Origin of the sequence: Rhizobium sp. Rhizsp82 (assembly GCF_047325115.1) — a bacterium.
Taxonomy (GTDB): domain Bacteria; phylum Pseudomonadota; class Alphaproteobacteria; order Rhizobiales; family Rhizobiaceae; genus Rhizobium.
In genome coordinates this window covers 579855-602045 of record NZ_CP168570.1, presented here as the reverse complement: position 1 = coordinate 602045, position 22191 = coordinate 579855, and the positions used below count along the sequence as shown (strand labels likewise).

Genomic DNA, 22191 nt, shown 5'->3' with positions numbered 1-22191 from the left:
GCGCTGCTTGCCCTTGCGTCGTGTGACAATCTCGCTAAAAGTGCCCGCGACAACGGGCTCTGCGGGTATGCCGCCGCCCATATGCAACGGACCTCATCATCATGGCATCTAAGAAAGACGTGAAGAAAGTCGTGCTTGCCTATTCGGGCGGCCTCGACACCTCGATCATCCTGAAGTGGCTGCAGACCGAGCTCGGCGCCGAAGTCGTGACCTTCACGGCCGATCTTGGCCAGGGCGAAGAGCTGGAGCCGGCGCGCAAGAAGGCCGAGATGCTCGGCATCAAGGAAATTTACATCGAGGACGTCCGCGAAGAATTCGTGAAGGATTTCGTCTTCCCGATGTTCCGCGCCAATGCCGTCTATGAAGGCGTCTACCTGCTCGGCACGTCGATCGCCCGTCCGCTGATCTCCAAGCATCTGATCGACATCGCCCGCAAGACCGGCGCCGATGCGATCGCCCATGGCGCCACCGGCAAGGGCAATGACCAGGTTCGTTTCGAACTATCGGCTTACGCCCTGAACCCCGATATCAAGATCATCGCTCCCTGGCGCGACTGGGATTTCAAGAGCCGTACCGATCTTCTGGCTTTTGCTGAGCAGCACCAGATCCCGGTTGCCAAGGACAAGAAGGGCGAAGCGCCGTTCTCGGTCGACGCCAACCTGCTGCACTCCTCGTCCGAGGGCAAGGTTCTGGAAGATCCGGCTCAGGAAGCTCCGGAATACGTGCACATGCGCACGATCTCGCCGGAAGCCGCCCCTGACAAGGCGACCGTCATCAAGGTCGGCTTCAAGAAGGGCGATGCCGTCTCGATCAACGGCGTTGCGATGTCGCCTGCGACCCTGCTCGCCGCGCTCAACAACTATGGCCGCGACAATGGCATCGGCCGTCTCGACCTGGTCGAAAACCGCTATGTCGGCATGAAGTCGCGCGGCGTCTACGAGACGCCCGGCGGCACTATCCTGCTGGCTGCTCACCGCGCGATGGAATCGATCACGCTCGACCGCGGCGCTGCGCATCTCAAGGACGAGATCATGCCGCGCTATGCCGAGCTGATCTATTACGGCTTCTGGTTCTCGCCGGAGCGCGAAATGCTGCAGGCTCTGATCGACAAGAGCCAGGAGCATGTCGAGGGCGAAGTGACGCTGAAGCTCTACAAGGGCAATGTCATGGTCATCGGCCGCGAGAGCGACAAGTCGCTCTATTCCGACAAGCTGGTCACCTTCGAGGACGACCAGGGCGCTTATGACCAGAAGGACGCCGCCGGCTTCATCAAGCTCAACGCGCTGCGCCTGCGCACGCTTGCCAAGCGTAATCTGAAGGGCTGATTGCAGCTCGACCGCTTTTCGAAAGGCCCGCCTTGTGCGGGCCTTTTTCGTTGGTACGCCGGGACCTTGACGGCATTGCGCTTTGGCATAGTCTGCGCACACCATCCGCGGAGCATTTCATGACGCAGTCGCTACTTCTCGGCGCCTTTCTGGCAGCCCTTTTCTATGTGCTCATTCCTGGCCCGGCCTTCCTGCAGCTGCTCGGTATCGGTGCCGGGCAGGGACGCAAGGCAGGCGCGTTTTTCCTGATGGGTCATCTGGTCGGCGACACGATCTGGTCTGCCCTGGCGCTGATCGCCATTGTCGGCGCGAAGATCATCGGCACATTCGTTTTCGATCTTCTCGGCCTGCTCTGCGGCTTCTATCTCGCCTGGATCGGCTGGAGCGCCGTCAGTGCCAAGCCCAAAGCCGACGGTCAGGCGCTTGTCGTGGTCGAGCGTCCGTTCCGGCGCGGCCTGATTTTTGGCGTCACCAACCCGAAGGGTTATCCGGTCGCGCTGGCGACGTTCACCGCCCTTGTCGCGGGTTCGTCTGGCGCGCTGGATTTCGCCGCCCTGCCGCTGATGCTCTGTGTGTCCTTCGTCGGCTTTGTCACTGCCGACATCATCTTGGTGACGATCATCGGCGCCGGTGCGGTGCGCCGGTTCTATCGCGCCCATGAGCGTCTGATCGTCCGTTGCTCCGGCGTGCTGTTCATGGGCTTTGCGGTGCAGGCCCTATGGCATGCGACGCCTGGCCTGCTCGGCTGGCGGAAGGCCTGATCAATCAGCTTCCGATGAAATCGACGATCGACTGCAGCGTCTTCGCGCCATTGGAATCACCGAGCGATTTCGCGATCTGCAGCTGATTGTCGTAATAGTCGCGGAAATTGAAAGCGGTGCCGTCGGTGACGCCTGTCAGATCCAGAATATTGCCCTGTGCATCGATAGCGTGCATCGGCAAGGGCTCGGAGATGGCCGCGTAGGTCTGCTGATCGAGCGCGCCCGAATCGTAGCTCTGGCGCGCATAGCTGCGCAATTCACCCGGGCTGACCGATGTGAAGTCAGGGCTATCTGCAGGTTTGTCGTCCTCCAGCCTGAAGCCGGTTTGTGCAGACGTACCAGTATCGAATTCAATATCAGAGGTCTTCGAAGACTTTGCGTTATTATCGCTGTTTTTAAAAAGCAAACTCTGAGAAGACCGCATAGAAAATATTTCCATGACCCATGTCCCCTTACGAAAAGAGTAAGAGGAAACTAGCCTTTGGGCCGCGGCGGTGCAATCGTTAACAATTGGTTAATTTTCGTCTATCAGTTCTTGTGGATCAATTCTTTGGTGGCCGGCAAAAGACGAATTTGATCAGCAACATACCAATGCCGCGATGGGTCACCTATATTGCCTTTCACCTGTCTTGCGTAAAAGGATCTCAGCATGCCTTCCACACCAGAATTCAATCCGGCGCTCGTCAACTGGAACGGGCATCACGGCCTGCCGCGCTTCGATGCGCTCAATGACGGCGATTTCGCCGCCGCCTTCGATGCGGCGCTTGCGTCTCATGAGAAGGAGATCGATGCCATTGCCGGGAATCCGGATGCGCCGACCTTCGAGAACACCATCGTGGCGCTGGAAATTGCCGGCGATGAGCTTTCGCGGGTCTCGGCACTGTTCTGGAACCGCGCCGGTGCGCATACCAATGAGGTCATCCAGGCACTGGAGCGGGAGATCTCGCCGAAGATGTCGCGGCACTACTCGAAAATCGGCATGAATGCCGCGCTTTTCGCCCGCATCGATGCACTCTGGGAAAAGCGTGAAGAGCTCGGCCTAACGCTCGAACAGACGCGCGTGCTGGAGCGGCATTGGAAGGGCTTCGTCAAGTCCGGTGCCAAGCTGCCGAAGCCGGAGCAGGAGAAGCTCGCCGGCATCAACGAGAAGCTGGCGGGTCTCGGCACCAATTTCGGCCAGAACGTGCTCGCCGACGAGAAGAGCTGGTCGCTCCTTCTTTCCGATGGCCCGGAGCTTGATGGACTGCCTGAATTCCTCAGGGATGCGATGGCGGCTGCAGCGCGCGAGCGCGGCGAAGAGGGCAAGTTTGCCGTCACGCTGTCGCGCTCGATCATCGAACCGTTCCTGACCTTCTCTGAAAAGCGCGATCTGCGCGAGCAGGCCTTCAGGGCCTGGGTCGCCCGTGGCGAGAATGCCGGCGCCACCGATAATCGCGGCATCATCAAGGAGACGCTGGCGCTTCGCAAGGAAATGGCCGCGCTTCTCGGCTACGGCAATTTCGCCGAGCTGAAGCTCGACAACACGATGGCGAAGAAGCCTGAAGCCGTCGACGAGTTGCTGCGCGCCGTCTGGACGAAGGCTGTGGGGCGTGCCCGCGAGGAAGAGGCCGATATCGCCAAGCTGATTGCCGAAGATGGCAAGAACCATGAGGTGATGCCCTGGGACTGGCGCTTCTATGCGGAAAAGATCCGGGCCCAGAAGTTCAATTTCTCCGAGACGGAACTGAAGCCCTATCTGCAGCTCGAGAAGATCATCGAAGCCTGCTTCGATGTTGCGAACCGCCTCTTCGGCATCCGCGCCGTCGAGAAAAAGGGGATCGCCGCCTATCATCCTGACGTGCGGGTGTTCGAGATCCGCGATGCCGGCGACAAGCTCGTTGCACTGTTCCTCGGCGATTACTTTGCCCGCGGCTCGAAGCGCTCGGGCGCCTGGATGAGCTCGTTCCAGTCGCAGCACAAGCTGACGCTGAAGAACGGCAACAAGGGCGAACTGCCGATCATCTACAATGTCTGCAATTTCGCCAAGCCTGCCGAAGGCAAGCCCGCGCTGCTGTCGCTCGATGATGCCCGCACGCTGTTCCACGAATTCGGCCATGCGCTTCACGGCATGCTGTCCAACGTGACCTATCCGTCGGTCTCGGGCACTGGTGTTTCGCGCGATTTCGTCGAGCTCCCCTCGCAGCTTTACGAGCACTGGCTGACGGTGCCCGCGATCCTCAAGCAATATGCGGTGCATTTCGAAACCGGTGAGCCGATGCCGCAGGCACTGCTCGACAAGGTTCAGGCGGCGCGCACCTTCAATGCCGGCTTCAACACGGTGGAGTTCACCTCCTCGGCGATCGTCGACATGGAATTCCATACGCGCGATGCGGTCGATGATCCGATGGCGGTGCAGGCCGAGGTGCTTGCCGAGCTCGGCATGCCGAAGTCGCTGGCCATGCGCCATGCCTCGCCGCATTTCCAGCATATCTTTTCGGGCGGTTATTCGGCCGGCTACTATTCCTACATGTGGTCGGAAGTGCTCGATGCGGATGCATTTTCCGCCTTCGAGGAAACCGGCGATGCCTTCAATCGCGAGATGGCGGCGAAGCTGAAGGACAACATCTATTCGACCGGCGGCTCGATCGATCCCGAGGATGCCTACAAAGGCTTCCGCGGCAAGTTGCCGAGCCCGGATGCGATGCTGATCAAGAAGGGGCTCTCGACCTTCAAGGAATTGTCCGGCAGCGACGCGTAACAAAACTGTCGCCGAAGTTTCGGCAAACCGTCATGCGGTCTTCAAGAGACTGACATGACGGGTGCTCAAGGCTGGGGCGGGACGATTCGATCCCGCTCCTGAAGGGCCTTGGGATGATCTTGAAGGAAACGACGCGCCGCCGGTTCCTGACATCGGTGGGTGCAGTCGGCGGCTTTGCGGCGGCAAGCCTGGCAATGCCCTATTACGCCCGCGGCTCGTCGAGCCGGCCGGTCTTTACCTCGGGCGTGCAATCGGGCGATGTCGATGCGGCCTCGGGTGTCGTCTGGACGCGGGTCGACCGGCCGTCGCGGCTGTTCATCGAATATTCCACCACAGACAAGTTTGCCAACGCCGTCAGGCTCGCGCCCTTCGACGTGACGCCGGAGACCGATCTTACCGGCAAGCTGCTGGTGACCGGTCTGCCGCCGGATCAGGAAATCTTCTATCGCTTCGTCGCCGCCGATCTGCAGGACATCAACAGCCGTTCCGAGCCCATTCGTGGCGAGTTTCGCACCGCGCCGGTCTCCAGACGCAATATCCGCTTCGTGTGGTCGGGCGATACGGCGGGGCAGGGATGGGGCATCGATGACGAGGGGATGCGGACCTATCAGGCGATCGCCTATCACCGGCCGGATTTCATGATCCATTCGGGCGATACCATCTATGCCGACAACCCGATCCCCGATGAGATCGCGCTCCGCGGCGGCGGGGTCTGGAAGAACCGGATCGTCACCGAGGAAAAGCGGACGATCGCCCAGACGCTTCCTGAGTTCCGAGGCCAGTGGAAATATAATCTGCTCGACGAGCATGTGACGGCGCTCAATGCGATCTGCCCGGTCTTCCACCAGTGGGACGACCATGAGGTTCTCAACAACTGGTCGCCATCGACGGATCTCAGCGCCGATGACCGCTACAAAGAAAAGTCGGTCGCTGTGCTCGCGGCGCGCGCCAGCCGCGCCTTCCATGAAATGACGCCGATCCGCTATGTCGCCGCGGATCCCGGCCGTATCTACCGCAAGGTCTCCTATGGCCCGCTGCTCGATGTGTTCTTCGTCGATCTCCGCTCTTATCGCGGACCCAATACGCATGGTCTCGATGAAGAACTGACGCCGCAGTCGCGGATTTTCGGCGAGGCGCAGGTGGCGTGGCTGAAGTGCGAGCTGGCGCGATCGACAGCGACATGGAAGGTGATTTCCTGCGATCTGCCCATCGGGCTGGTGATCTGGGACGATTACGGCAAACGCCGCGGCAGCGAATCCATCTCGAATGGCGACAATGGCGCGCCGCTCGGCCGCGAGCTGGAGTTCGCGGATCTGCTGCGTTTCATCCGCGACGCGGCGATCGGCAATATCGTCTGGCTCACCGCGGATGTGCATTACACCGCCGCCCATTATTACGATCCGGGCAAGGCGAAGTTCCAGGATTTCCTGCCATTTTGGGAGTTCGTGTCCGGCCCGCTTCACTCCGGCACATACGGGCCTCTGGAGCTCGATGGCACGTTCGGGCCGGAAGTGCGCTTCATCAAGGCGGCACCCGGCGGCATCGAGTCGAACCTGCCGCCATCATCAGGGATGCAGTTCTTCGGCGTCGTCGATATCGACGGGGAAAGCGAGCAGATGACGGTGCGGCTGATGGACCGCGACGACAACGAATTGTGGCGGACTGTCATCGACCCGCAACGTACGAGTTAACCTTGGAATGGCGCTTCGAACCTCTTACCCCTTTCGCAATCGCGAAAAACACTGTATGAGCGCGCCAAACGTAATAGGCGCCTCCCTCCGACGTAGCGCCCCAGCCTCAGAGATTTGACACAATGGCACTTCGCAACATCGCGATTATCGCGCACGTTGACCATGGCAAGACGACACTGGTGGACGAGCTGCTCAAGCAGTCCGGCTCCTTCCGTGAGAACCAGCGCGTTGCAGAACGCGTCATGGACTCCAACGACCTCGAAAAAGAGCGTGGCATCACCATTCTCGCCAAGGCGACCTCGGTCGAGTGGAAGGGTGTCCGCATCAACATCGTCGACACCCCCGGCCACGCCGACTTCGGCGGTGAAGTCGAGCGTATTCTCTCGATGGTGGACGGCGCGATCGTTCTCGTCGACGCTTCCGAAGGCCCGATGCCGCAGACGAAGTTCGTCGTCGGCAAGGCGCTGAAGGTCGGCCTTCGCCCGATCGTCGCGATCAACAAGATCGACCGTCCGGATGGCCGCCACGAAGAAGTCATCAACGAAGTGTTCGACCTCTTTGCGAACCTCGACGCAACTGACGAGCAGCTCGACTTCCCGATCCTCTACGGTTCGGGCCGCGATGGCTGGATGAACGTCAACCCGGAAGGTCCGAAGGACCAGGGTCTCGCACCGCTTCTCGACCTGGTGCTCGAGCATGTTCCTGAGCCGACGGTTCACGAAGGCCCGTTCACGATGATCGGCACGATCCTCGAAGCCAACCCCTTCCTCGGCCGTATCATCACCGGCCGTGTCAATTCCGGCTCGATCAAGCCGAACCAGGCCGTCAAGGTTCTGCATGCCGATGGCAAGACCATCGAAACCGGTCGTATTTCCAAGATTCTCGCATTCCGCGGCATCGAGCGTCAGCCGATCGAAGAAGCGCATGCAGGTGATATCGTCGCGATCGCCGGCCTCTCCAAGGGCACCGTCGCCGACACGTTCTGCGATCCGTCCGTCAGCCAGCCGCTGCAGGCTCAGCCGATCGACCCGCCGACCGTCACCATGTCCTTCATCGTCAACGACAGCCCCTATGCAGGCACCGAAGGCGACAAGGTCACTTCGCGCGTCATCCGCGACCGTCTGTTCAAGGAAGCCGAAGGCAACGTTGCGCTGAAAATCGAAGAGTCCTCCGAAAAGGATTCGTTCTTCGTTTCCGGCCGCGGCGAACTGCAGCTGGCCGTCCTCATCGAAACCATGCGCCGTGAAGGCTTCGAGCTTGCCGTTTCGCGTCCGCGCGTCGTCATGCACAAGGACGAAGCGACCGGCCAGATGCTCGAGCCGATCGAAGAAGTCGTCATCGACGTCGATGAAGAACATTCCGGCGTCGTCGTTCAGAAGATGTCTGAGCGCAAGGCTGAAATGACCGAGCTGCGTCCGTCGGGCGGCAACCGTATCCGTCTGAAGTTCCTGGCGCCGACGCGCGGCCTGATCGGCTACCAGTCGGAACTGCTGACCGACACGCGCGGTACGGCCGTCATGAACCGCCTGTTCCACGACTATCAGCCGTACAAGGGCGAAATCGGCGGCCGCGTTAACGGCGTTCTGCTCGCCAACGAAGCCGGCGAAGCCGTTGCCTACGCCCTGTTCAACCTGGAAGATCGCGGCCCGATGATCATCGACGCCGGTGAGAAGGTCTATATGGGTATGATCATCGGCATCCACAGCCGTGACAACGACCTCGAAGTCAACGTTCTCAAGGGCAAGAAGCTGACCAACATCCGCGCCGCCGGCAAGGATGAAGCCGTCAAGCTGACGCCGCCGATCCGCATGACGCTGGACCGCGCTCTCTCCTGGATCCAGGACGACGAGCTGGTCGAAGTGACGCCGAAGTCGATCCGTCTGCGCAAGATGTATCTCGACGCCAACGACCGCAAGCGGTTCGAAAAGTCGAAGGCAGCGCTCTAAGCCCTGCTCTAACACATCAAACCCCGGCCTTGAGCCGGGGTTTTTTTATGTGTGGTCCGCCGATTCCGGCTTGTGACAATGGTTAAAAAAGCGTTAAATTTTTTCCATCGTCCACATGTTAAGTCTGTGGGCAATCAGCCAGGGCGCGTGATCGCGTATGGTTAATTGTCCGCTGAAGGACCAGAGTAGCGTTATGAAGACGTTGTCGATCGGTGTTCGGCGGGCTGAGCCGCATGATGCCCGCGCCATATCGGAGGCGCATCGCCTTGCGTGGCAGCACACATATGCCGGCATCATTCCACACCGTGCTCTGACACAAATGATCGAACGCCGCGGCGAAGGCTGGTGGCGCAAGGCCACCAGAGGCCCGGCAACGCTGCTGGTTCTCGATGTGGCCGGAACGGTCGCCGGTTACGCGACGCTCGGCCTTAACCGTGCCCGTGCTCTTCCCCAGGAAGGCGAAATCTACGAGCTTTATCTCCGCCCGGAATATCAGGGCATCGGTCTCGGCCGGATGCTGTTTGGAGAAGCGCGCCGGTTGCTGAAGTCGCTCGGCTGCAATGGCCTGGTCGTCTGGTGCCTGGAAGACAACGAGAATGCCAGCCGCTTCTATCGCGGCCATGGCGGGCTCGATTTCTGCGAAGGCATGGAAAACTTCGACCACAAGCAGCTGAAGAAGATTGGCTTCATCTGGAACTAGCGGCACTGCCGCTTATGGCAGCCTCGCTGCCTGGCCACGGATCACTCCGTCGGCATCGATCAATTGCCAAACCGTCACGTTTGCGATCGGAAAGCGCTTGCCCGTTTTGCTGATCCTGATCCCCTCGTAATTGTCGACATAGCCCTTCTCGGCAACCTGCCGCAGGAAGTTCTCCCGTGCGGCGCGTTCGGGCGCTTCGGCGGACAGTCTCGACGGCAATGCCGTCAGTTCGTCCCAGCTATATTCGAAGCGTCGCTGCGCGTTCCTGTTGCCATAGACGAAGACCGGATCGGGTGCGGTGTCATGCGCCAGCAGGCCGAACGGCGCGTCCTCGTAGAGCCAGCGGATGCCTTCCTGTCTGGTCAGTTCCGGCGGCACGAGATCCTTGCCGGTGATGCGGCGGTAGCTGCCGGTGAGGAGATCGAAAAAGTCGTCGCTTTCGTAAAGATACATGGCCATCTGCTTGCAATATGAGATCTGAAAAGCCCAACTAATCCGGACAATGCGACCGGTTTGTGGCCTCGCCGGTCATTGCCCTGGTGATCCCCGAACTTCGCTGTTGGTGGCGAACTCTATTAGCCAAAACGACGGAAGATGCGGCCTGACATGTTGCGTTGCGAAGAGATTCTGATTATCTGGCAGCCGGAAACCATCCTATATTAGGGGACACTGATGCGCATCGACGCCATTTCCATCGGCAACAACCCACCGGAAGATGTCAACGTTATCGTTGAGGTTCCGGTCGGCGGCCATCCCATCAAGTACGAAATGGACAAGGACGCCGGCACCCTCGTCGTCGACCGCTTCCTGTACACGCCGATGACCTATCCGGGTAACTACGGCTTCGTGCCGCACACACTGTCGGAGGACGGCGACCCGATCGACGTGCTGATCGCCAGCACCCGTCCGCTGGTTCCGGGCTGTGTCATCAACGTACGCCCGATCGGCGTTCTGATGATGGAAGACAATTCCGGCAAGGACGAGAAGATCATTGCCGTTCCGTCGCCGAAGCTGACGCTGCGCTACGAGAAGGTGAAGGAATATACCGATCTTCCCGACATCACGCTGAAGCAGATCGAGCACTTCTTCGAGCACTACAAGGATCTGGAGCCCGGCAAGTGGGTGAAGATCTTCGGCTGGAAGGGTTCGAAGGAAGCCGGCGAACTCATTCTCGAAGCCGTCGAGCGCGCCAAGAAGGCAAAGTAAGCTCAGGCTTTCGTAAAAGCTTTCAGCTTTTCGATCAGATCCTCCGTATCGCCTTCGATGCGGAGGATTTTTTTGCGCGATGTTTCGCGGGAAATGAAGGCGACGGCCGATTTCGGCACGCGCAGAGATTTGGCGAGAAGGGCGATCAGCGCCTTGTTCGCCTTGCCGTCTTCCGGCACCGCGCTGACGCGCACCTTCAGCTGTCCCTCGCCGTCCAATCCATCGATCGCGTCGCGGCCGCCATTCGGGGTCAGTCGCACCGTCAGCCTGAGATGACCGTCATGAACGGTCCAGGCGGAGCTCACGCCACCAGCGGGAAAATGGTGTTCCACATGAAGGAGCGCAGGAAGAAGATAATCAGCAGCAGGATGATCGGCGAGATGTCGATGCCGCCAAGATTCGGCAGCACGCGGCGGATCGGGCGCAGCACCGGTTCGGTGACATTGTAGAGGAACATCCCAACCGAGTTGACGAACTGGTTGCTGGAATTGATGACGTTGAAGGCGTAGAGCCAGGAGAAAATGGCACTCGCAATCAGCACCCAGGTGTAAAGATTCAAAGCCAAATCAATGGTTTGAAAGAGGGCAATCATCGTCGTCTCCAGTTCGTTGTTGACAGACATGTAGCTATTGGCGACTAAACGGGCAAGTGCCGTGTCTTAACGCGCGGTGAATCATGTTTAATGGGCGCGTTTGAACTGTACCGCGCGGCCCGATTTCCTTGGTTGCCCCCAATGTCTTTCTCGTTCACCGGAGACCGTTTTGCCGCGTTCCGGCATTCTTCCTACACCCGGTTCTTCTTCGCGAAGTTTCTGCTTTCCTTTTCGCAGCAGATCCTCAGCGTCGCGGTCGGCTGGCAGATGTATGACCAGACGCGGAGCGCCATCTATCTCGGCCTGATCGGCCTAGTGCAGTTCCTGCCGTCGCTGCTATTGATCCTGGTCACGGGATCGGTCGCCGACCGCTACAATCGCCGTGCCATCGCTTCGATCTGCTCGCTGGTCAGCGCTCTCTGCACGCTGGCGCTGCTGATCATGACGGTGACGGGCACCTTTTCGCCGATCCCGGTTTTCATCGTGCTGTTGGTTTTCGGCATCGAGCGCGCCTTTGCAGCACCTGCCGTGCAGTCGCTGGCGCCGAACCTGGTGCCGGAGAAGGATCTCTCCAACGCGATTGCCTGGAATTCTTCCTCCTGGCAGCTGGCGGCGATCACCGGTCCGGTGCTCGGTGGCCTGCTCTACGGCGTCGGCGCGACGACGGCCTACACGGTCTCGGTCATCTTCGCGGTGCTCGGCGCCATCCTGCTTTTCATGATCCCGAAGCCAGCACAGCACAGCGCCGGCGAAGCAAAGAGCTGGGACATGATCCTCGGCGGCTTCCGCTTCATCAAGGCGGACAAGGTGGTGCTCGGCGCGATCTCGCTCGACCTGTTTGCCGTGCTGCTCGGCGGCGCTACGGCACTGATGCCGATCTATGCGCGCGATATCCTGACGCTCGGTCCCTGGGGGCTCGGTCTTCTGCGCTCGGCGCCCGGCGTCGGCGCGATCGTGATGGCGCTGTTCCTGGCAGCCTATCCGATGAAACACCGCGCCGGCTTCTACATGTTCACCGGTGTCGGCCTGTTCGGTATCGCCACCATCGTCTTCGGCGTCTCGACCCATACCTGGACCTCGATCGCCGCGTTGGCGATCATGGGAGCCGCAGACATGATTTCGGTCTATGGGCGCGAAAGCCTCATCGCGCTGTGGACGCCGGACGAGCTGCGCGGTCGTGTCAACGCCGTCAACATGGTCTTCGTCGGTGCATCGAACGAGCTCGGCGAGTTCCGGGCAGGCACGATGGCGCATACCTTCGGCGCGGTGCCTGCCGTCGTCATCGGTGGTCTGGGGACGCTTGCCGTTTCGGTGATCTGGGCGATGAGCTTCCGCCAGCTGCGGCAGATCGATACGCTCGATGCGCCTATGCGCTCAGCGTCGCCGGCATAGAGAGCGGCGCGCCTTTCGCCGTCTTGCCCTCGAAGACGATATCGAGGAACTCGTTCAGCCACGCCTTCAGCGGCGCATCAAAGAGCATGCGTCCCTCAAGGTGCTCGCGGCCCTGCTGGGCGTTCGGTAGGATAAAGCGGTGGGCGCCGTGGACGACCCAGCGGTGCATCATCACCCGCGTCAGCTCGGCATGAAACTGCAGCGCCCAGGCGTTCTTGTTGTAGCGGAAAGCCTGGTTCGGATAGGCATCACCTTCCGCCAGCAGCTCGGCGCCACGCGGCAGATCGAAGCCTTCGCGGTGGAAGTGATAGACCATCTTCGGCCAGTGCATCAGCAGCCGGCCCTTCTCCGTCGGACGCAGCGGATACCAGCCGATCTCCGTCGAACCATCGGGGTTTGATTGCACCTTGCCGCCGAGATGGCGCACCAGCATCTGGGCGCCGAGGCAGATGCCGAGAAACGGACGGTTTTCCTTGAGCGGCACGTCGAGCCAGTTGATCTCCGCCTTGACGAAATCTTCCGGATCATTGGCGCTCATCGGGCCGCCGAAGACGACGGCGCCGGCATGTCCGTCAAGCGTCGACGGCAGCTTGTCGCCCAGCACCGGGCGGCGCATGTCGAGGCTGTAGCCCTTTTCGACCAGCAGCTGGCCGACGCGGCCGGGGCTGGATTGTTCCTGATGCAGGACGATCAGGACGGGCCGCTTGTCGCGTTTTACAGGGCGCTCAATCTGCATCGTCTTGAACCACGACCGTATCGGTCACCCGGGCGGCGGCCTCCTGGCGCTTCTGGATGCGCTCGCGGGAGGAGACGCCGAGCAGATCGGCGATCCGCCAGATGACGTGATCCTCCATCTCGCTGCGCTCGCCATCGGCATAGACGATGTCCCAGAGGATGCCGATCAGCTCGAGCCGTTGCTCGGTGTTCAGATGGCGCTTGAGATCGGAGGTGAAGCGATAGTAGTCGACGGCGCTGCTTTCGGCCTCGAGGCCGGCGGCGATCACGGCATCGAGCTGCTTGCCGTCCAGCCCGTATTGCTCCTTCAGCAGCTTGCGCAGCCGCTTCTTCTCGCTGTCCTTGATCTGGCCGTCGGCTTCCATGACCTGCATGCAGAGCGCGGCAACGGCAATGCGCGGGTCATCGGGATCGAAACCCTTCCTGCTCCCGTCTGCCGTGAGGTTGTGGAAGAATGCCTGAAAGCGTTCGAACATGCGGTTTTCGTTCCATCTCAGAAAAGGCGGAGCCGTGTCTTGGGTTCCGTATCCACCTTGGTGTCGCGAACGCCTGGATCATCAGGCATTCCATAATATGGTTTCGGTTCGGGCGGGCGTGTAGGGGAGGCCGCTTCGGCAGGCTTGGGCGCCGGAGCGGGCTTCGGAGGGGCCGCGGGTGCCGGAGCCGGGCGAACGGCTTCGGCGATCGTTGCGGCGCGTTCCAGCTCGATGATGCGGTGATCGCTCGCCGGTGCTTCCTGGCGATGTTCGCGAACCGGCGGCAATGTTTTGAGTGCCGTGTCGATCGACGTGGCCGAGCCTTCCTCGACCGGGCCTTCCAGCTGGCCGAATGGCGCCTTCCATTCGAAGGCGTCGAGACGGCCGGTGACCGGCGAGAGCGGCAGCCACTTGTCGGAAACGAAGCCATCGGCCACCCAGGCCGGATCACGCGGCGCCTTCAGCGCCTGCGCCAGCCAATGGCGCACACGGCCCTGATCGCCGGTCTCGGCTTCCTCGATATCGGCAAGCAGCAGGAAGGCGGCTTCGCGCGGCTGCATGCGGGCGGCGGCTTCCGCCTTGGCGCGGGCCTTGGCGAAGTTTTGCGCGTCGAGAGCGGCTTGCGCGACGACGAGCAGCGACTCGACATTGTTCGGGCGGATGGCTTCCAGCTTGTCAGCACGTTTCAGCCGGTCGATGACGGAATCACCGCTGCGGGCCAGCACATAGACGCGGCCGATCTCGGGATGCGGATTGGTCTTCCACGCCTGTTCAAGGATCGAGGCCGCCTTGCGCAGCTTGTCTTCGCGGAAAAGCGCCTTTGCGGCAATGATCGCGGCCGGTTCGAAATCGGCGATCAACTTCAGCGCATGCAGGGCATCGTCGCGGGCGCCTGCCGGATCGCGGTCGAGCTTGTCGCCGGCGCGCGCCGTAAGCAGCACGGCGCGCATGCGGTCGCCGTCATGCTTGTCGACGACGCGGGCGGCTTTCTGCTGGTCGAGCAGGCGGATCGCATCGTCCCAGCGTCCGGCCTGGCTGCGGGATTCCAGGGTCGCCTGCGCGGCCCAGGGGAGATAGGGCGCATTATCGGCAGCCTTCTCGGCATATTGGCGGGCAGCTTCATTGGCGCCAAGACGCTTGGCTTCGAGATAGAGGCCACGCAGGCCGAGCTCACGGGTCTCGGGATCGTTGGCCATGGCTTCGAACTTGGCGCGGGCCTCGTCGTGACGGCCTTCGATCAATGCTGCCTGTGCTTCCAGGAGATTGATAAGCGGTTCCTGATCGGCGCGGATGAGACCGCGCGAACGGGCCGCCATCTTGCGGGCGAGAAGCGCATTGCCGGCGCCGGCGGCAATCAGGCCGGTCGAGAGCGCCTGATAACCGCGGTCACGCTTCCGGGCGCGGAAGTAGCGGGTGACGGAATGCGGCGAGGTCCAGATCGTGCGGATCAGCCACCAGCCGATCATCACGAGAGCAATGAGCGCGATCAGGCCGCTGGCGGCAACGATCAGCTTGGTCTGGTAGAGCTGGCCTTCCCAGATCAGCGACAGGTCGCCGGGACGATCGGCAAGCCAGGAGAAGCCGTAGCCAAGGACGAGAACGAGCAGGGCGAAGATGACGAGCTTGATCATCGGTCAGCCCTCCTTGCCGGTGCCGGATACGGCCTTCGAGAGCGCTCCGCTGACGAGGTCTTCGACACGGATACGGGCTTCGAGCGACTGCTTGAAGGCGGCCGATGCCTGCTTGGCTGCGGGCGGCAGGTCGTTCCATTCGTTGGCGGCGCCCGGCAAGTCGCCGTTCTTCACCTTGTCTTCCATGCGGGCGGCGATCGCCTCGACGCTTTCGCCCTCGATGTTGCCGACGGGGCGGACGCTGACCAGCGACTTGGCACTCGACATCAGCCGGTCGGACCAGCTCTGATCCGGGTTCGCCTGGTTTACGGCCTCAACAGCCGACGTAGCGACATCGGGAACCTGGCGGATCAGCTCGGCACGCGAGGGAACGCCTGTCTGCGCGAAGTTGCGCAGATCCTTGACGGCGGGATCGTCAGGCGCGACGCCCGCGAATGTATCGAGTTCGGCGGTGAACGGTCCGCCACGATCGATCGCCGCTTTCAACGCTGCTGCGGCGATCGCCTGGGCGACGGCCACATCCTGGCGCGGTTCGTTGAGCTTCTTCTCGGCTTCGTCGAGACGCTTGGTGATGTCGGCGCCGTTTGACGCCTGCTGTTCGGAGGCCTGGGTGAGCGAGCTCTGCAGCTGGGACACCTGCGCCGTGAGATCGGCGATCTTCTGGTTAAGGGCCTCCGTTGCTGCCGGATCGCCGGGCTGGGCAGCCGCGGGCGTCTTGGCGGCGGCTTCCAGGGCGGCGATGCGCTTGTCGAGAGCATCGTCATCGGGATTCGGCGCGGCTGCGAGATTGGCGATCGACTGCTTCAGGCCGTCGATCTCGGCGGAGAGTTCACTGTTCTGTTCCGTCTGCGCCGGTTGCTGTGCGGAGCCGGGGAGATAGCCTGCATATTGGATGGCGCCGGCTCCCGCGAGCGCAACGAGGCCGCCGAAAATGCCGGCGGCGATCAGGCCCGAGGTGTTGCCGCCGCGCTGCTGCTGGGGCGGCGGAGACATGGTCGATTCGGTGTGGCGGGGCGCCGGTTCTTCAGCCGGAGCTTCGGGTGCCGATGGCTCTTCGGTGTGTACCGGTTCTTCTACCGCAGCTGCGGCCGATACGTCTTCCGAAGGCGTCGCTTCCAGCGTTTCCTTCAGCTCATTTGCCGCCTGCTCGTCGGTATCGGCTGCGGCATCGGCAGGGGTGGAGGCGGTATCCTCCTGCTTGGCAAATTCCTGCGCTTCCAGATCGATGGTGACCGGCTTGTCGGTTCTCTTCGAATGGCGTGGCGGGTTTCCCGATACCATGAGGCCCTCATATTTCCTGCATTGCAACGAAACTAGTCAGTGATCCCAGTTAAGGAAAGAGGTTAGATCAAATTTGGGCGGCTAACGCCTTCAAAGAAGCGACAAAAGACTTTGCTCATCCGGCATTGCCGCAATGCGAAGATTTTTCTGCAGCCCGGCCGGAACGGCGGCTGCAACGGCCTCACTGAGGCAGAGAATGCGAGCGGCGCTCAGCCACTCCGGTAAGGGATTGAAAAATCGGAACAAGGCGATTGCCGTCTCGCGGGAATAGAGGAGGATGGCATCTGGCGGCGATTGCTGCAGCGCCTCGCGGGCATCGCGGCCCGGAGCAATCTGCTCCATGCGGTAGCATTCGGCGGTGGCCAGCTCGAGGCCAAGCTCGGCGGCGCGCTTTTCGAAGGTTTCCGCCCGTGGTCTTCCAGCGAGATAGGTGACAGCGCCGGTGGTCTCGGCGGCGATCAATTCTGCGAGATCGCCGCCATCGCCGGAGGCTGCCTTGACCGTGACGAAGCCTGCTGCGATTGCCGCTTCAGCCGTGGCGTTGCCGACGGCATAGAGAGGGCGGTTGAGGTGCGGTGTCAGCGATGCGGCTTGGTCGGAGAGCGCCCGGACGGCCTCGGCGCTGGTGATGGCGATCGGGCCCGATGTCTGCGCAAGGGCGGCCATTGCCGTCGCGCCGTCATGTACCGGTTCGGAGAGCGGCATCATCATGGCGTCATGTCCGCGTTCGCGCAATCGCCGTGCCGTTCGTTCCCCCTGACGCTGCGGGCGGGTGACGAGCACGCGCATGGAAGACTAGCTCCAGTCGTCGAAGAAGGTGGTTCCGGCGCGGGCGCGGACGTCCTGCCCGGCGCGGGTGCCGAGTGCTGCGGCATCGCGGCGGTTGCCGTCGATCGAGATCGCATGCTGGTGGCGGCCATCCGGGGTGATGATCAGGCCGGAGAACTTGATCTGGTCGCCTTCGCAGATCGCGTAGCCGCCGATCGGCGTCCTACAGGAGCCGTCGAGAGCGCCGAGGAAAGCGCGCTCGCAGGAGACGGCGTCGAAGGTTGCGGGATCGTTGATCGCCGCCAGCAGATTGTCGATGCGCTCGTCACCGATGCGGCTTTCGATCGCGATTGCGCCCTGTGCGGGTGCGGGCGGGAAAGTGTCGGGGTCCAGAATGTCGGTCAGAACTTCGACCTTGCCAAGGCGCTTGAGACCGGCGAGCGCCAGCAGCGTCGCATCGACCTGACCCTCGGCGAGCTTGCGCAGGCGGGTGTCGACGAGGCCGCGGAAAGTGATGACGTTGATATCGGGCCGCATGCGGCGGATCAGCGCCTGGCGGCGCAGCGACGAGGAGCCGACGGTGGCGCCATGCGGCAGGTCGATCAGCTTTGGTGCTGTGCGGCCGACGACGGCATCGCGGATGTCTTCGCGCGGCAGATAGGCGGAGAGATAGAGGCCTTCGGGCAGAACGGTCGGCATGTCCTTGGCGGAATGAACGGCGAAATCGAGTTCGCCGAGTGCCAGCTTCTCTTCCAGTTCCTGGGTGAAAAGCCCCTTGCCGCCGATCTCGGCGAGAGAGCGGTCGGTGATGCGGTCGCCTGTCGTCGTCAGCACGACGATCTCGAACATTTCCTCCGGCAGGCCATGCGCAGCCATCAGCCGATCGCGGGCTTCATGGGCCTGGGCAAGCGCAAGCGGGCTGCCCCGCGTGCCGATCCGGAAAGGTTTTGTTTGCATCCGCTTTGATCCGTTGTTACCGGAAGTCTCGTAACCGGGTTTCTTACCCATCGCAATCAACGATCAGGTTTCATGGCTTCCTTTCTACGCATCCTCGGCATCGAAACAAGCTGCGACGAGACCGCAGCAGCGGTGGTCGAACGCGATGCGGACGGCCGCTCGAATGTGCTTTCCGACGTTGTGCTGAGCCAACTTGACGAGCATAGCGCCTATGGCGGTGTGGTGCCGGAGATCGCTGCGCGCGCCCATGTGGAGGCGCTCGACACGCTGATCGACGAAGCGCTGCAGCGCGCCAATGTGTCGCTGGCCGATGTCGATGCGATCGCCGCGACATCGGGACCAGGGCTGATCGGCGGGCTGCTGGTCGGCCTGATGACCGGCAAGGCGATCGCCAAGGCAGCGGGCAAGCCGCTCTACGCGATCAACCATCTCGAGGGTCACGCGCTGACGGCGCGGCTGACGGATGGCCTTTCCTTTCCCTATCTGATGCTGCTCGTCTCCGGCGGCCATACGCAGCTCATTCTGGTGCGTGGCATCGGCGAGTACGAGCGCTGGGGCACGACGATCGACGACGCGCTGGGTGAGGCCTTTGACAAGACCGCCAAGCTTCTCGGCCTTCCCTATCCCGGCGGGCCTGAGGTCGAGAGGGCGGCTGCGAAGGGCAATCCCGACCGCTTCAATTTTCCGCGCCCGCTGGTCGGCGAGGCCCGGCTCGACTTCTCCTTCTCCGGCCTGAAGACGGCGGTGCGTCAGGCGGCGACAGACATCGCGCCGGTTTCCCAGCAGGATATCGCCGATATCTGCGCCTCGTTCCAGAAGGCCATTTCCCGTACCTTGAAGGATCGCATCGGCCGCGGGCTGCAGCGCTTCAAGGCGGAATTCCCGGATGTAGAAGGCCCGCCGGCGCTGGTCGTGGCAGGCGGCGTTGCAGCCAACCAGGAGGTTCGCGGCACGCTGCAGGCACTCTGCGACAAGCACGGCTTCCGCTTTATCGCGCCGCCGCTGAGGCTTTGCACCGACAATGCGGTGATGATTGCCTGGGCGGGGCTGGAGCGCATGGCGCTCGGTGTCGCGCCCGATGATCTCGATGTGCAGCCACGCTCACGCTGGCCGCTGGATTCCAATGCCGAGGCGCTAATTAACTACGGAAAACGAGGAGCCAAGGCGTGAGCGAGCGGATTGCAGTCATCGGTGCCGGTGCGTTCGGAACGGCGCTTGCCGCGGTCATCGCGCTCGCCGGGCGCAGCGCCGTGACGCTGATCGGCCGCGATCCGGCTCTGATGGCCGATCTTGCTTCAGAGCGGCTTCATGACGCCGTGCTGCCGGGCATTGCCCTGCCTGAGGCGCTGGAATTCTCCGCCGAGCCCGATGCGATCCGCCGGGCAGGCATCGTGCTGTTCGCCATGCCGTCGCAGGCGCAGGCGGATGCGGCGCGACACTATGGTCCTTATCTGGCTCACGATGCTGTCGTCGTTACCTGCGCCAAGGGGATCGAACGCTCTACCGGTACGCTCTTGACGGATATGCTGGAACGCGAGCTGCCCGATCATCATGTGGCAGTGCTTTCCGGTCCAGGCTTTGCCGCAGATATCGCCAAGGGGCTACCGACGGCGATGGCGATTGCGGCTGCTGATATGGATGTCGCCGAGCGGCTGGCGCAGGCAATTTCGGGCCGCACGTTCCGGCTCTATGCCTCCGATGACCGCACCGGCGTCCAGCTGGGTGGTGCGCTGAAGAATGTTCTCGCGATTGCCTGCGGCATCGTCGAAGGTTGCGGCATAGGCGATTCCGCCCGTGCAGCGCTGATTGCCCGTGGCCTGGCCGAAATGTCCCGGCTCGTTGCGGCAAAGGGCGGGCAGGCGGATACGGTGCGGGGGCTTTCCGGCCTTGGCGATCTGGTGCTGACGGCAACCAGCCATCAGTCGCGCAATCTGCGCTTCGGCATCGCGCTCGGGCGCGGAGACAAGGCTGATCCCTCGCATGGCGAGCTGGTCGAGGGCGCTTTTGCGGCCGCCGTCGCGTCGCGGCTCGCGAGAGAGCTCGGCATCGAGATGCCGATCACCGATGCCGTCTCGGCGATCATCGAGGGCAAACTCGGTATTGCCGAGGCAATCGAACAATTGATGACACGTCCGATCACCACCGAATAGGAGACTGACATGCTTTTCGCCCTTCTCTGCAAGGACAAGCCGGGACACCTGAACGTGCGCATCGAAACGCGCCCAACGCATGTCGAGTATCTCAACAAGCTCAATGCCGAAGGCAAGCTGGCGATCGCCGGCCCGTTCCTTGACGCTGACGGCAAGCCGAATGGCAGCCTGGTGATCGTCAAGGCCGACAGCATTGAAGCCGCCAAGGCGCTCGGCGAGGCTGATCCCTATGCTAAGGCCGGCCTGTTCGAGAGCGTCGAGGTGAAGCCCTATAACTGGGTCTTCAACAATCCGGAGGCCTGAGATGGCGCATTGGCTTTACAAGTCCGAGCCTGAATCCTGGTCCTGGGAGCGGCAGAAGGCTGCCGGCGAAAAAGGCACGGAATGGACCGGTGTTCGCAACTATCTGGCGCGCAACAACATGCGGGCCATGCAGATCGGCGACAAGGGCTTCTTCTACCATTCGAATGAGGGGTTGGAGATCGTCGGTATCGTCGAAGTCTGCGCTCTCTCGCATCCCGATTCCAGCGCCAAAGGCGATCCCAAATGGGACTGCGTCGATATCCGCGCCGTGATGGACATGCCGAAGCCGGTGACGCTGAAGGATGTCAAGGCGAACGAAAAACTCTCCAAGATGTCGCTGGTCACGTCCATGCGCCTCTCCGTGCAGCCCGTGACCGATGACGAGTGGCTGGAAGTCTGCCGCATGGGCGGGCTCGACAACCCGCCGCGCTGACCGCCTTTGAAGACCGATCCCGAACTCTTCATCCGCGCCAATACCAGCCTGATGGCGCCGCCGCATGTGCCTGAGATCCGGCTGCATCTGGCGAGCGAAGCCCATGAGCTCTGGCTGAAGACGGAAGAGGAGCTTGCCGAGATCGGTCTGCCGCCGCCATTCTGGGCTTTCGCTTGGGCGGGCGGGCAGGGGCTGGCGCGTTACGTGCTCGATCATCCGGAGCATCTGCGCGGCAAGAGCGTTCTGGATTTTGCGACGGGATCCGGTCTCGTGGCGATCGCCGCCCGCATTGCAGGTGCGGTGAAGGTGCTGGCGGCCGATATCGATCCATGGACGGAAACCGCGGTCCGGCTGAACGCCGCGGCGAATGACGTTTCGATTGAATTCGAGGGTGCGGACCTGATCGGCTCGATGATCGCTGCCGACGTGCTGCTTGCCGGTGACGTCTTCTATGATCGCGGCTTTGCCGATGCGCTGCTGCCGTGGTTTCAGCGCCTGGCGGCCGGAGGCAAGGATATTCTGGTCGGCGATCCAGGCCGCGCCTATCTGCCGAAAGACAGGCTGGAATTCTGCGCTGTCTATGAAGTGCCCGTCACCCGGGCGCTCGAGGATAGCGAAGTCAAGAAGACGACCGTCTGGCGCTTCAGGGCCTGATCACGCAGACATTGGCCTCGTATTCGCAAGGGTCGTCCTGCACGGCGACGTCGATGATCTTTGCCTTGGGGGCAACGGTCGCGGTCTGCGGCGCGCCATAGATCGTATAGCCGCTGGCGCCGATATAGGTGCCGCCATCGACGTCATAGGCGTAGGAACCGGCATAGGTGCCGTTGTATGCTGGGCCTGCCACCTGCGGGGCGGCCGCATTGACGCTGCGGATGCTGTAGCCGTTGGCAACCGGGGAGAACTGGCGAAGGCGGACATAGCGGTTGTGGCCATGGCGACGATCGCGATCGCCATACCATTGATTGCCGCCCGTCCAGTGAACCATGCCGCGATCACGATGCGGGAAGCGTTCACCGGCGGCGGCCGGCAGCGCCATCAAGGCGCCGAGCATGAGCGGAAGGACTTTCGAAAAACGCGTGACCATCGGATGTCTTCCTCGCAAAA

24 protein-coding genes are annotated in these 22191 nt (G+C 62.0%); 13 read left to right on the top strand and 11 right to left on the bottom strand.

Annotated features, from left to right (window positions below; translation table 11 throughout):
• Window positions 1–101 precede the first annotated feature (101 nt).
• Together ACEN84_RS07625 and ACEN84_RS07620 are read left to right on the top strand one after the other, a co-directional pair.
• Window positions 102–1325 (top strand): argininosuccinate synthase, encoded by a 1224-nt coding sequence (locus ACEN84_RS07625; protein ID WP_413710463.1) that lies wholly within the window; start codon window positions 102–104, stop codon window positions 1323–1325.
• A gap of 119 nt (window positions 1326–1444) precedes the next feature.
• Complete coding sequence (locus tag ACEN84_RS07620) at window positions 1445–2086, top strand: LysE family translocator (RefSeq protein ID WP_112718431.1); 642 nt, start codon at window positions 1445–1447, stop codon at window positions 2084–2086.
• A 4-nt stretch (window positions 2087–2090) separates the two neighbouring features.
• Here ACEN84_RS07620 and ACEN84_RS07615 read toward each other — a convergent pair whose 3' ends face one another.
• A complete protein-coding gene (locus tag ACEN84_RS07615; protein WP_130283249.1) occupies window positions 2091–2525 on the bottom strand; it encodes a hypothetical protein in 435 nt (144 codons plus the stop codon).
• Between the two features lie 210 nt (window positions 2526–2735).
• On the opposite strand from ACEN84_RS07615, the gene ACEN84_RS07610 reads away from it, so the two are divergent.
• From ACEN84_RS07610 to ACEN84_RS07595, 4 genes are all read left to right on the top strand, one after another.
• Entirely contained in the window at window positions 2736–4823 is a 2088-nt protein-coding gene (locus ACEN84_RS07610) for a M3 family metallopeptidase (RefSeq protein WP_413710462.1), read from the top strand.
• Between the two features lie 113 nt (window positions 4824–4936).
• The gene (locus tag ACEN84_RS07605; protein ID WP_413710461.1) at window positions 4937–6514 is read left to right on the top strand and encodes an alkaline phosphatase D family protein; all 1578 of its coding nucleotides are present in this window, start codon (window positions 4937–4939) and stop codon (window positions 6512–6514) included.
• 122 nt (window positions 6515–6636) lie between these two features.
• Window positions 6637–8460 (top strand): translational GTPase TypA, encoded by a 1824-nt coding sequence (gene typA / locus ACEN84_RS07600; RefSeq protein WP_112718439.1) that lies wholly within the window; start codon window positions 6637–6639, stop codon window positions 8458–8460.
• A 193-nt stretch (window positions 8461–8653) separates the two neighbouring features.
• Window positions 8654–9160, top strand: coding sequence for an N-acetyltransferase family protein (locus ACEN84_RS07595; RefSeq protein ID WP_413710460.1), 507 nt, complete (start codon window positions 8654–8656; stop codon window positions 9158–9160).
• A 12-nt stretch (window positions 9161–9172) separates the two neighbouring features.
• Here the strand turns inward: ACEN84_RS07595 and ACEN84_RS07590 are convergent, their stop codons facing one another.
• The gene (locus tag ACEN84_RS07590) at window positions 9173–9613 is read right to left on the bottom strand and encodes an MEKHLA domain-containing protein (protein ID WP_413710459.1); all 441 of its coding nucleotides are present in this window, start codon (window positions 9611–9613) and stop codon (window positions 9173–9175) included.
• A 219-nt stretch (window positions 9614–9832) separates the two neighbouring features.
• Here ACEN84_RS07590 and ppa point away from each other — a divergent pair, with 219 nt between their 5' ends.
• Window positions 9833–10366, top strand: a complete 534-nt coding sequence (gene ppa, locus ACEN84_RS07585; RefSeq protein ID WP_112718445.1) for an inorganic diphosphatase — start codon at window positions 9833–9835, stop codon at window positions 10364–10366.
• Window positions 10367–10368: 2 nt separating this feature from the next.
• Here ppa and ACEN84_RS07580 read toward each other — a convergent pair whose 3' ends face one another.
• The gene (locus ACEN84_RS07580; RefSeq protein WP_413710458.1) at window positions 10369–10671 is read right to left on the bottom strand and encodes a DUF167 domain-containing protein; all 303 of its coding nucleotides are present in this window, start codon (window positions 10669–10671) and stop codon (window positions 10369–10371) included.
• Entirely contained in the window at window positions 10668–10958 is a 291-nt protein-coding gene (locus ACEN84_RS07575) for a YggT family protein (RefSeq protein WP_112718505.1), read from the bottom strand. Before ACEN84_RS07575 ends, ACEN84_RS07580 begins: the two co-directional genes overlap by 4 nt.
• 141 nt (window positions 10959–11099) lie before the next feature.
• Between ACEN84_RS07575 and ACEN84_RS07570 the strand changes: the two genes are divergently transcribed.
• The gene (locus ACEN84_RS07570; protein WP_413710457.1) at window positions 11100–12350 is read left to right on the top strand and encodes an MFS transporter; all 1251 of its coding nucleotides are present in this window, start codon (window positions 11100–11102) and stop codon (window positions 12348–12350) included.
• Here the strand turns inward: ACEN84_RS07570 and ACEN84_RS07565 are convergent.
• The 6 genes from ACEN84_RS07565 to hemC form a co-directional block, all read right to left on the bottom strand.
• Window positions 12325–13086, bottom strand: coding sequence for a glutamine amidotransferase (locus ACEN84_RS07565; RefSeq protein WP_112718451.1), 762 nt, complete (start codon window positions 13084–13086; stop codon window positions 12325–12327). The genes ACEN84_RS07570 and ACEN84_RS07565 overlap by 26 nt on opposite strands.
• Window positions 13076–13561: a TerB family tellurite resistance protein gene (locus ACEN84_RS07560; protein WP_112718453.1), complete on the bottom strand. Its 486-nt coding sequence runs from the start codon at window positions 13559–13561 to the stop codon at window positions 13076–13078. The genes ACEN84_RS07565 and ACEN84_RS07560 overlap by 11 nt, the downstream gene beginning before the upstream one ends.
• A 17-nt stretch (window positions 13562–13578) precedes the next feature.
• Complete coding sequence (locus ACEN84_RS07555; protein ID WP_413710456.1) at window positions 13579–15192, bottom strand: heme biosynthesis protein HemY; 1614 nt, start codon at window positions 15190–15192, stop codon at window positions 13579–13581.
• Between the two features lie 3 nt (window positions 15193–15195).
• Complete coding sequence (locus ACEN84_RS07550; RefSeq protein WP_413710455.1) at window positions 15196–16473, bottom strand: COG4223 family protein; 1278 nt, start codon at window positions 16471–16473, stop codon at window positions 15196–15198.
• Window positions 16474–16563: 90 nt separating this feature from the next.
• A complete protein-coding gene (locus ACEN84_RS07545) occupies window positions 16564–17262 on the bottom strand; it encodes a uroporphyrinogen-III synthase (RefSeq protein ID WP_413710454.1) in 699 nt (232 codons plus the stop codon).
• A 6-nt stretch (window positions 17263–17268) separates the two neighbouring features.
• Window positions 17269–18198, bottom strand: a complete 930-nt coding sequence (gene hemC, locus ACEN84_RS07540) for a hydroxymethylbilane synthase (protein ID WP_413710453.1) — start codon at window positions 18196–18198, stop codon at window positions 17269–17271.
• A 72-nt stretch (window positions 18199–18270) separates the two neighbouring features.
• Between hemC and tsaD the strand changes: the two genes are divergently transcribed.
• Genes tsaD through ACEN84_RS07515 form a run of 5 tightly spaced genes read left to right on the top strand, consistent with a single transcriptional unit; the run spans window position 18271 to window position 21738 of the window.
• Window positions 18271–19368 carry a tRNA (adenosine(37)-N6)-threonylcarbamoyltransferase complex transferase subunit TsaD gene (gene tsaD / locus ACEN84_RS07535; RefSeq protein WP_413710452.1) on the top strand — a complete coding sequence of 366 codons (1098 nt, stop codon included), beginning with the start codon at window positions 18271–18273 and terminating at the stop codon, window positions 19366–19368.
• The gene (locus tag ACEN84_RS07530; RefSeq protein ID WP_413710451.1) at window positions 19365–20348 is read left to right on the top strand and encodes an NAD(P)H-dependent glycerol-3-phosphate dehydrogenase; all 984 of its coding nucleotides are present in this window, start codon (window positions 19365–19367) and stop codon (window positions 20346–20348) included. The genes tsaD and ACEN84_RS07530 overlap by 4 nt, the downstream gene beginning before the upstream one ends.
• 9 nt (window positions 20349–20357) lie before the next feature.
• A complete protein-coding gene (locus ACEN84_RS07525; protein ID WP_413710450.1) occupies window positions 20358–20651 on the top strand; it encodes a YciI-like protein in 294 nt (97 codons plus the stop codon).
• A gap of 1 nt (window position 20652) precedes the next feature.
• Complete coding sequence (locus tag ACEN84_RS07520) at window positions 20653–21084, top strand: EVE domain-containing protein (protein ID WP_413710449.1); 432 nt, start codon at window positions 20653–20655, stop codon at window positions 21082–21084.
• Window positions 21085–21090: 6 nt separating this feature from the next.
• Complete coding sequence (locus tag ACEN84_RS07515) at window positions 21091–21738, top strand: class I SAM-dependent methyltransferase (RefSeq protein ID WP_413710448.1); 648 nt, start codon at window positions 21091–21093, stop codon at window positions 21736–21738.
• On the opposite strand, the gene ACEN84_RS07510 is transcribed toward ACEN84_RS07515, so the two are convergent.
• Complete coding sequence (locus ACEN84_RS07510) at window positions 21728–22171, bottom strand: hypothetical protein (RefSeq protein WP_413710447.1); 444 nt, start codon at window positions 22169–22171, stop codon at window positions 21728–21730. The genes ACEN84_RS07515 and ACEN84_RS07510 overlap by 11 nt on opposite strands.
• Window positions 22172–22191 lie beyond the last annotated feature (20 nt).

What these genes read in the sequence shown, in the direction of transcription:
- ACEN84_RS07625 (WP_413710463.1), top strand. Translation starts at nt 102, where the DNA reads ATGGCATCTAAGAAAGACGTGAAGAAAGTCGTGCTTGCCTATTCGGGC.
- ACEN84_RS07620 (WP_112718431.1), top strand. Translation starts at nt 1,445, where the DNA reads ATGACGCAGTCGCTACTTCTCGGCGCCTTTCTGGCAGCCCTTTTCTAT.
- ACEN84_RS07615 (WP_130283249.1), bottom strand. Translation starts at nt 2,525, where the DNA reads ATGGAAATATTTTCTATGCGGTCTTCTCAGAGTTTGCTTTTTAAAAAC.
- ACEN84_RS07610 (WP_413710462.1), top strand. Translation starts at nt 2,736, where the DNA reads ATGCCTTCCACACCAGAATTCAATCCGGCGCTCGTCAACTGGAACGGG.
- ACEN84_RS07605 (WP_413710461.1), top strand. Translation starts at nt 4,937, where the DNA reads ATGATCTTGAAGGAAACGACGCGCCGCCGGTTCCTGACATCGGTGGGT.
- typA (WP_112718439.1), top strand. Translation starts at nt 6,637, where the DNA reads ATGGCACTTCGCAACATCGCGATTATCGCGCACGTTGACCATGGCAAG.
- ACEN84_RS07595 (WP_413710460.1), top strand. Translation starts at nt 8,654, where the DNA reads ATGAAGACGTTGTCGATCGGTGTTCGGCGGGCTGAGCCGCATGATGCC.
- ACEN84_RS07590 (WP_413710459.1), bottom strand. Translation starts at nt 9,613, where the DNA reads ATGTATCTTTACGAAAGCGACGACTTTTTCGATCTCCTCACCGGCAGC.
- ppa (WP_112718445.1), top strand. Translation starts at nt 9,833, where the DNA reads ATGCGCATCGACGCCATTTCCATCGGCAACAACCCACCGGAAGATGTC.
- ACEN84_RS07575 (WP_112718505.1), bottom strand. Translation starts at nt 10,958, where the DNA reads ATGATTGCCCTCTTTCAAACCATTGATTTGGCTTTGAATCTTTACACC.
- ACEN84_RS07570 (WP_413710457.1), top strand. Translation starts at nt 11,100, where the DNA reads ATGTCTTTCTCGTTCACCGGAGACCGTTTTGCCGCGTTCCGGCATTCT.
- ACEN84_RS07565 (WP_112718451.1), bottom strand. Translation starts at nt 13,086, where the DNA reads ATGCAGATTGAGCGCCCTGTAAAACGCGACAAGCGGCCCGTCCTGATC.
- ACEN84_RS07560 (WP_112718453.1), bottom strand. Translation starts at nt 13,561, where the DNA reads ATGTTCGAACGCTTTCAGGCATTCTTCCACAACCTCACGGCAGACGGG.
- ACEN84_RS07555 (WP_413710456.1), bottom strand. Translation starts at nt 15,192, where the DNA reads ATGATCAAGCTCGTCATCTTCGCCCTGCTCGTTCTCGTCCTTGGCTAC.
- ACEN84_RS07550 (WP_413710455.1), bottom strand. Translation starts at nt 16,473, where the DNA reads ATGGTATCGGGAAACCCGCCACGCCATTCGAAGAGAACCGACAAGCCG.
- ACEN84_RS07545 (WP_413710454.1), bottom strand. Translation starts at nt 17,262, where the DNA reads ATGCGCGTGCTCGTCACCCGCCCGCAGCGTCAGGGGGAACGAACGGCA.
- hemC (WP_413710453.1), bottom strand. Translation starts at nt 18,198, where the DNA reads ATGCAAACAAAACCTTTCCGGATCGGCACGCGGGGCAGCCCGCTTGCG.
- tsaD (WP_413710452.1), top strand. Translation starts at nt 18,271, where the DNA reads ATGGCTTCCTTTCTACGCATCCTCGGCATCGAAACAAGCTGCGACGAG.
- ACEN84_RS07525 (WP_413710450.1), top strand. Translation starts at nt 20,358, where the DNA reads ATGCTTTTCGCCCTTCTCTGCAAGGACAAGCCGGGACACCTGAACGTG.
- ACEN84_RS07520 (WP_413710449.1), top strand. Translation starts at nt 20,653, where the DNA reads ATGGCGCATTGGCTTTACAAGTCCGAGCCTGAATCCTGGTCCTGGGAG.
- ACEN84_RS07510 (WP_413710447.1), bottom strand. Translation starts at nt 22,171, where the DNA reads ATGGTCACGCGTTTTTCGAAAGTCCTTCCGCTCATGCTCGGCGCCTTG.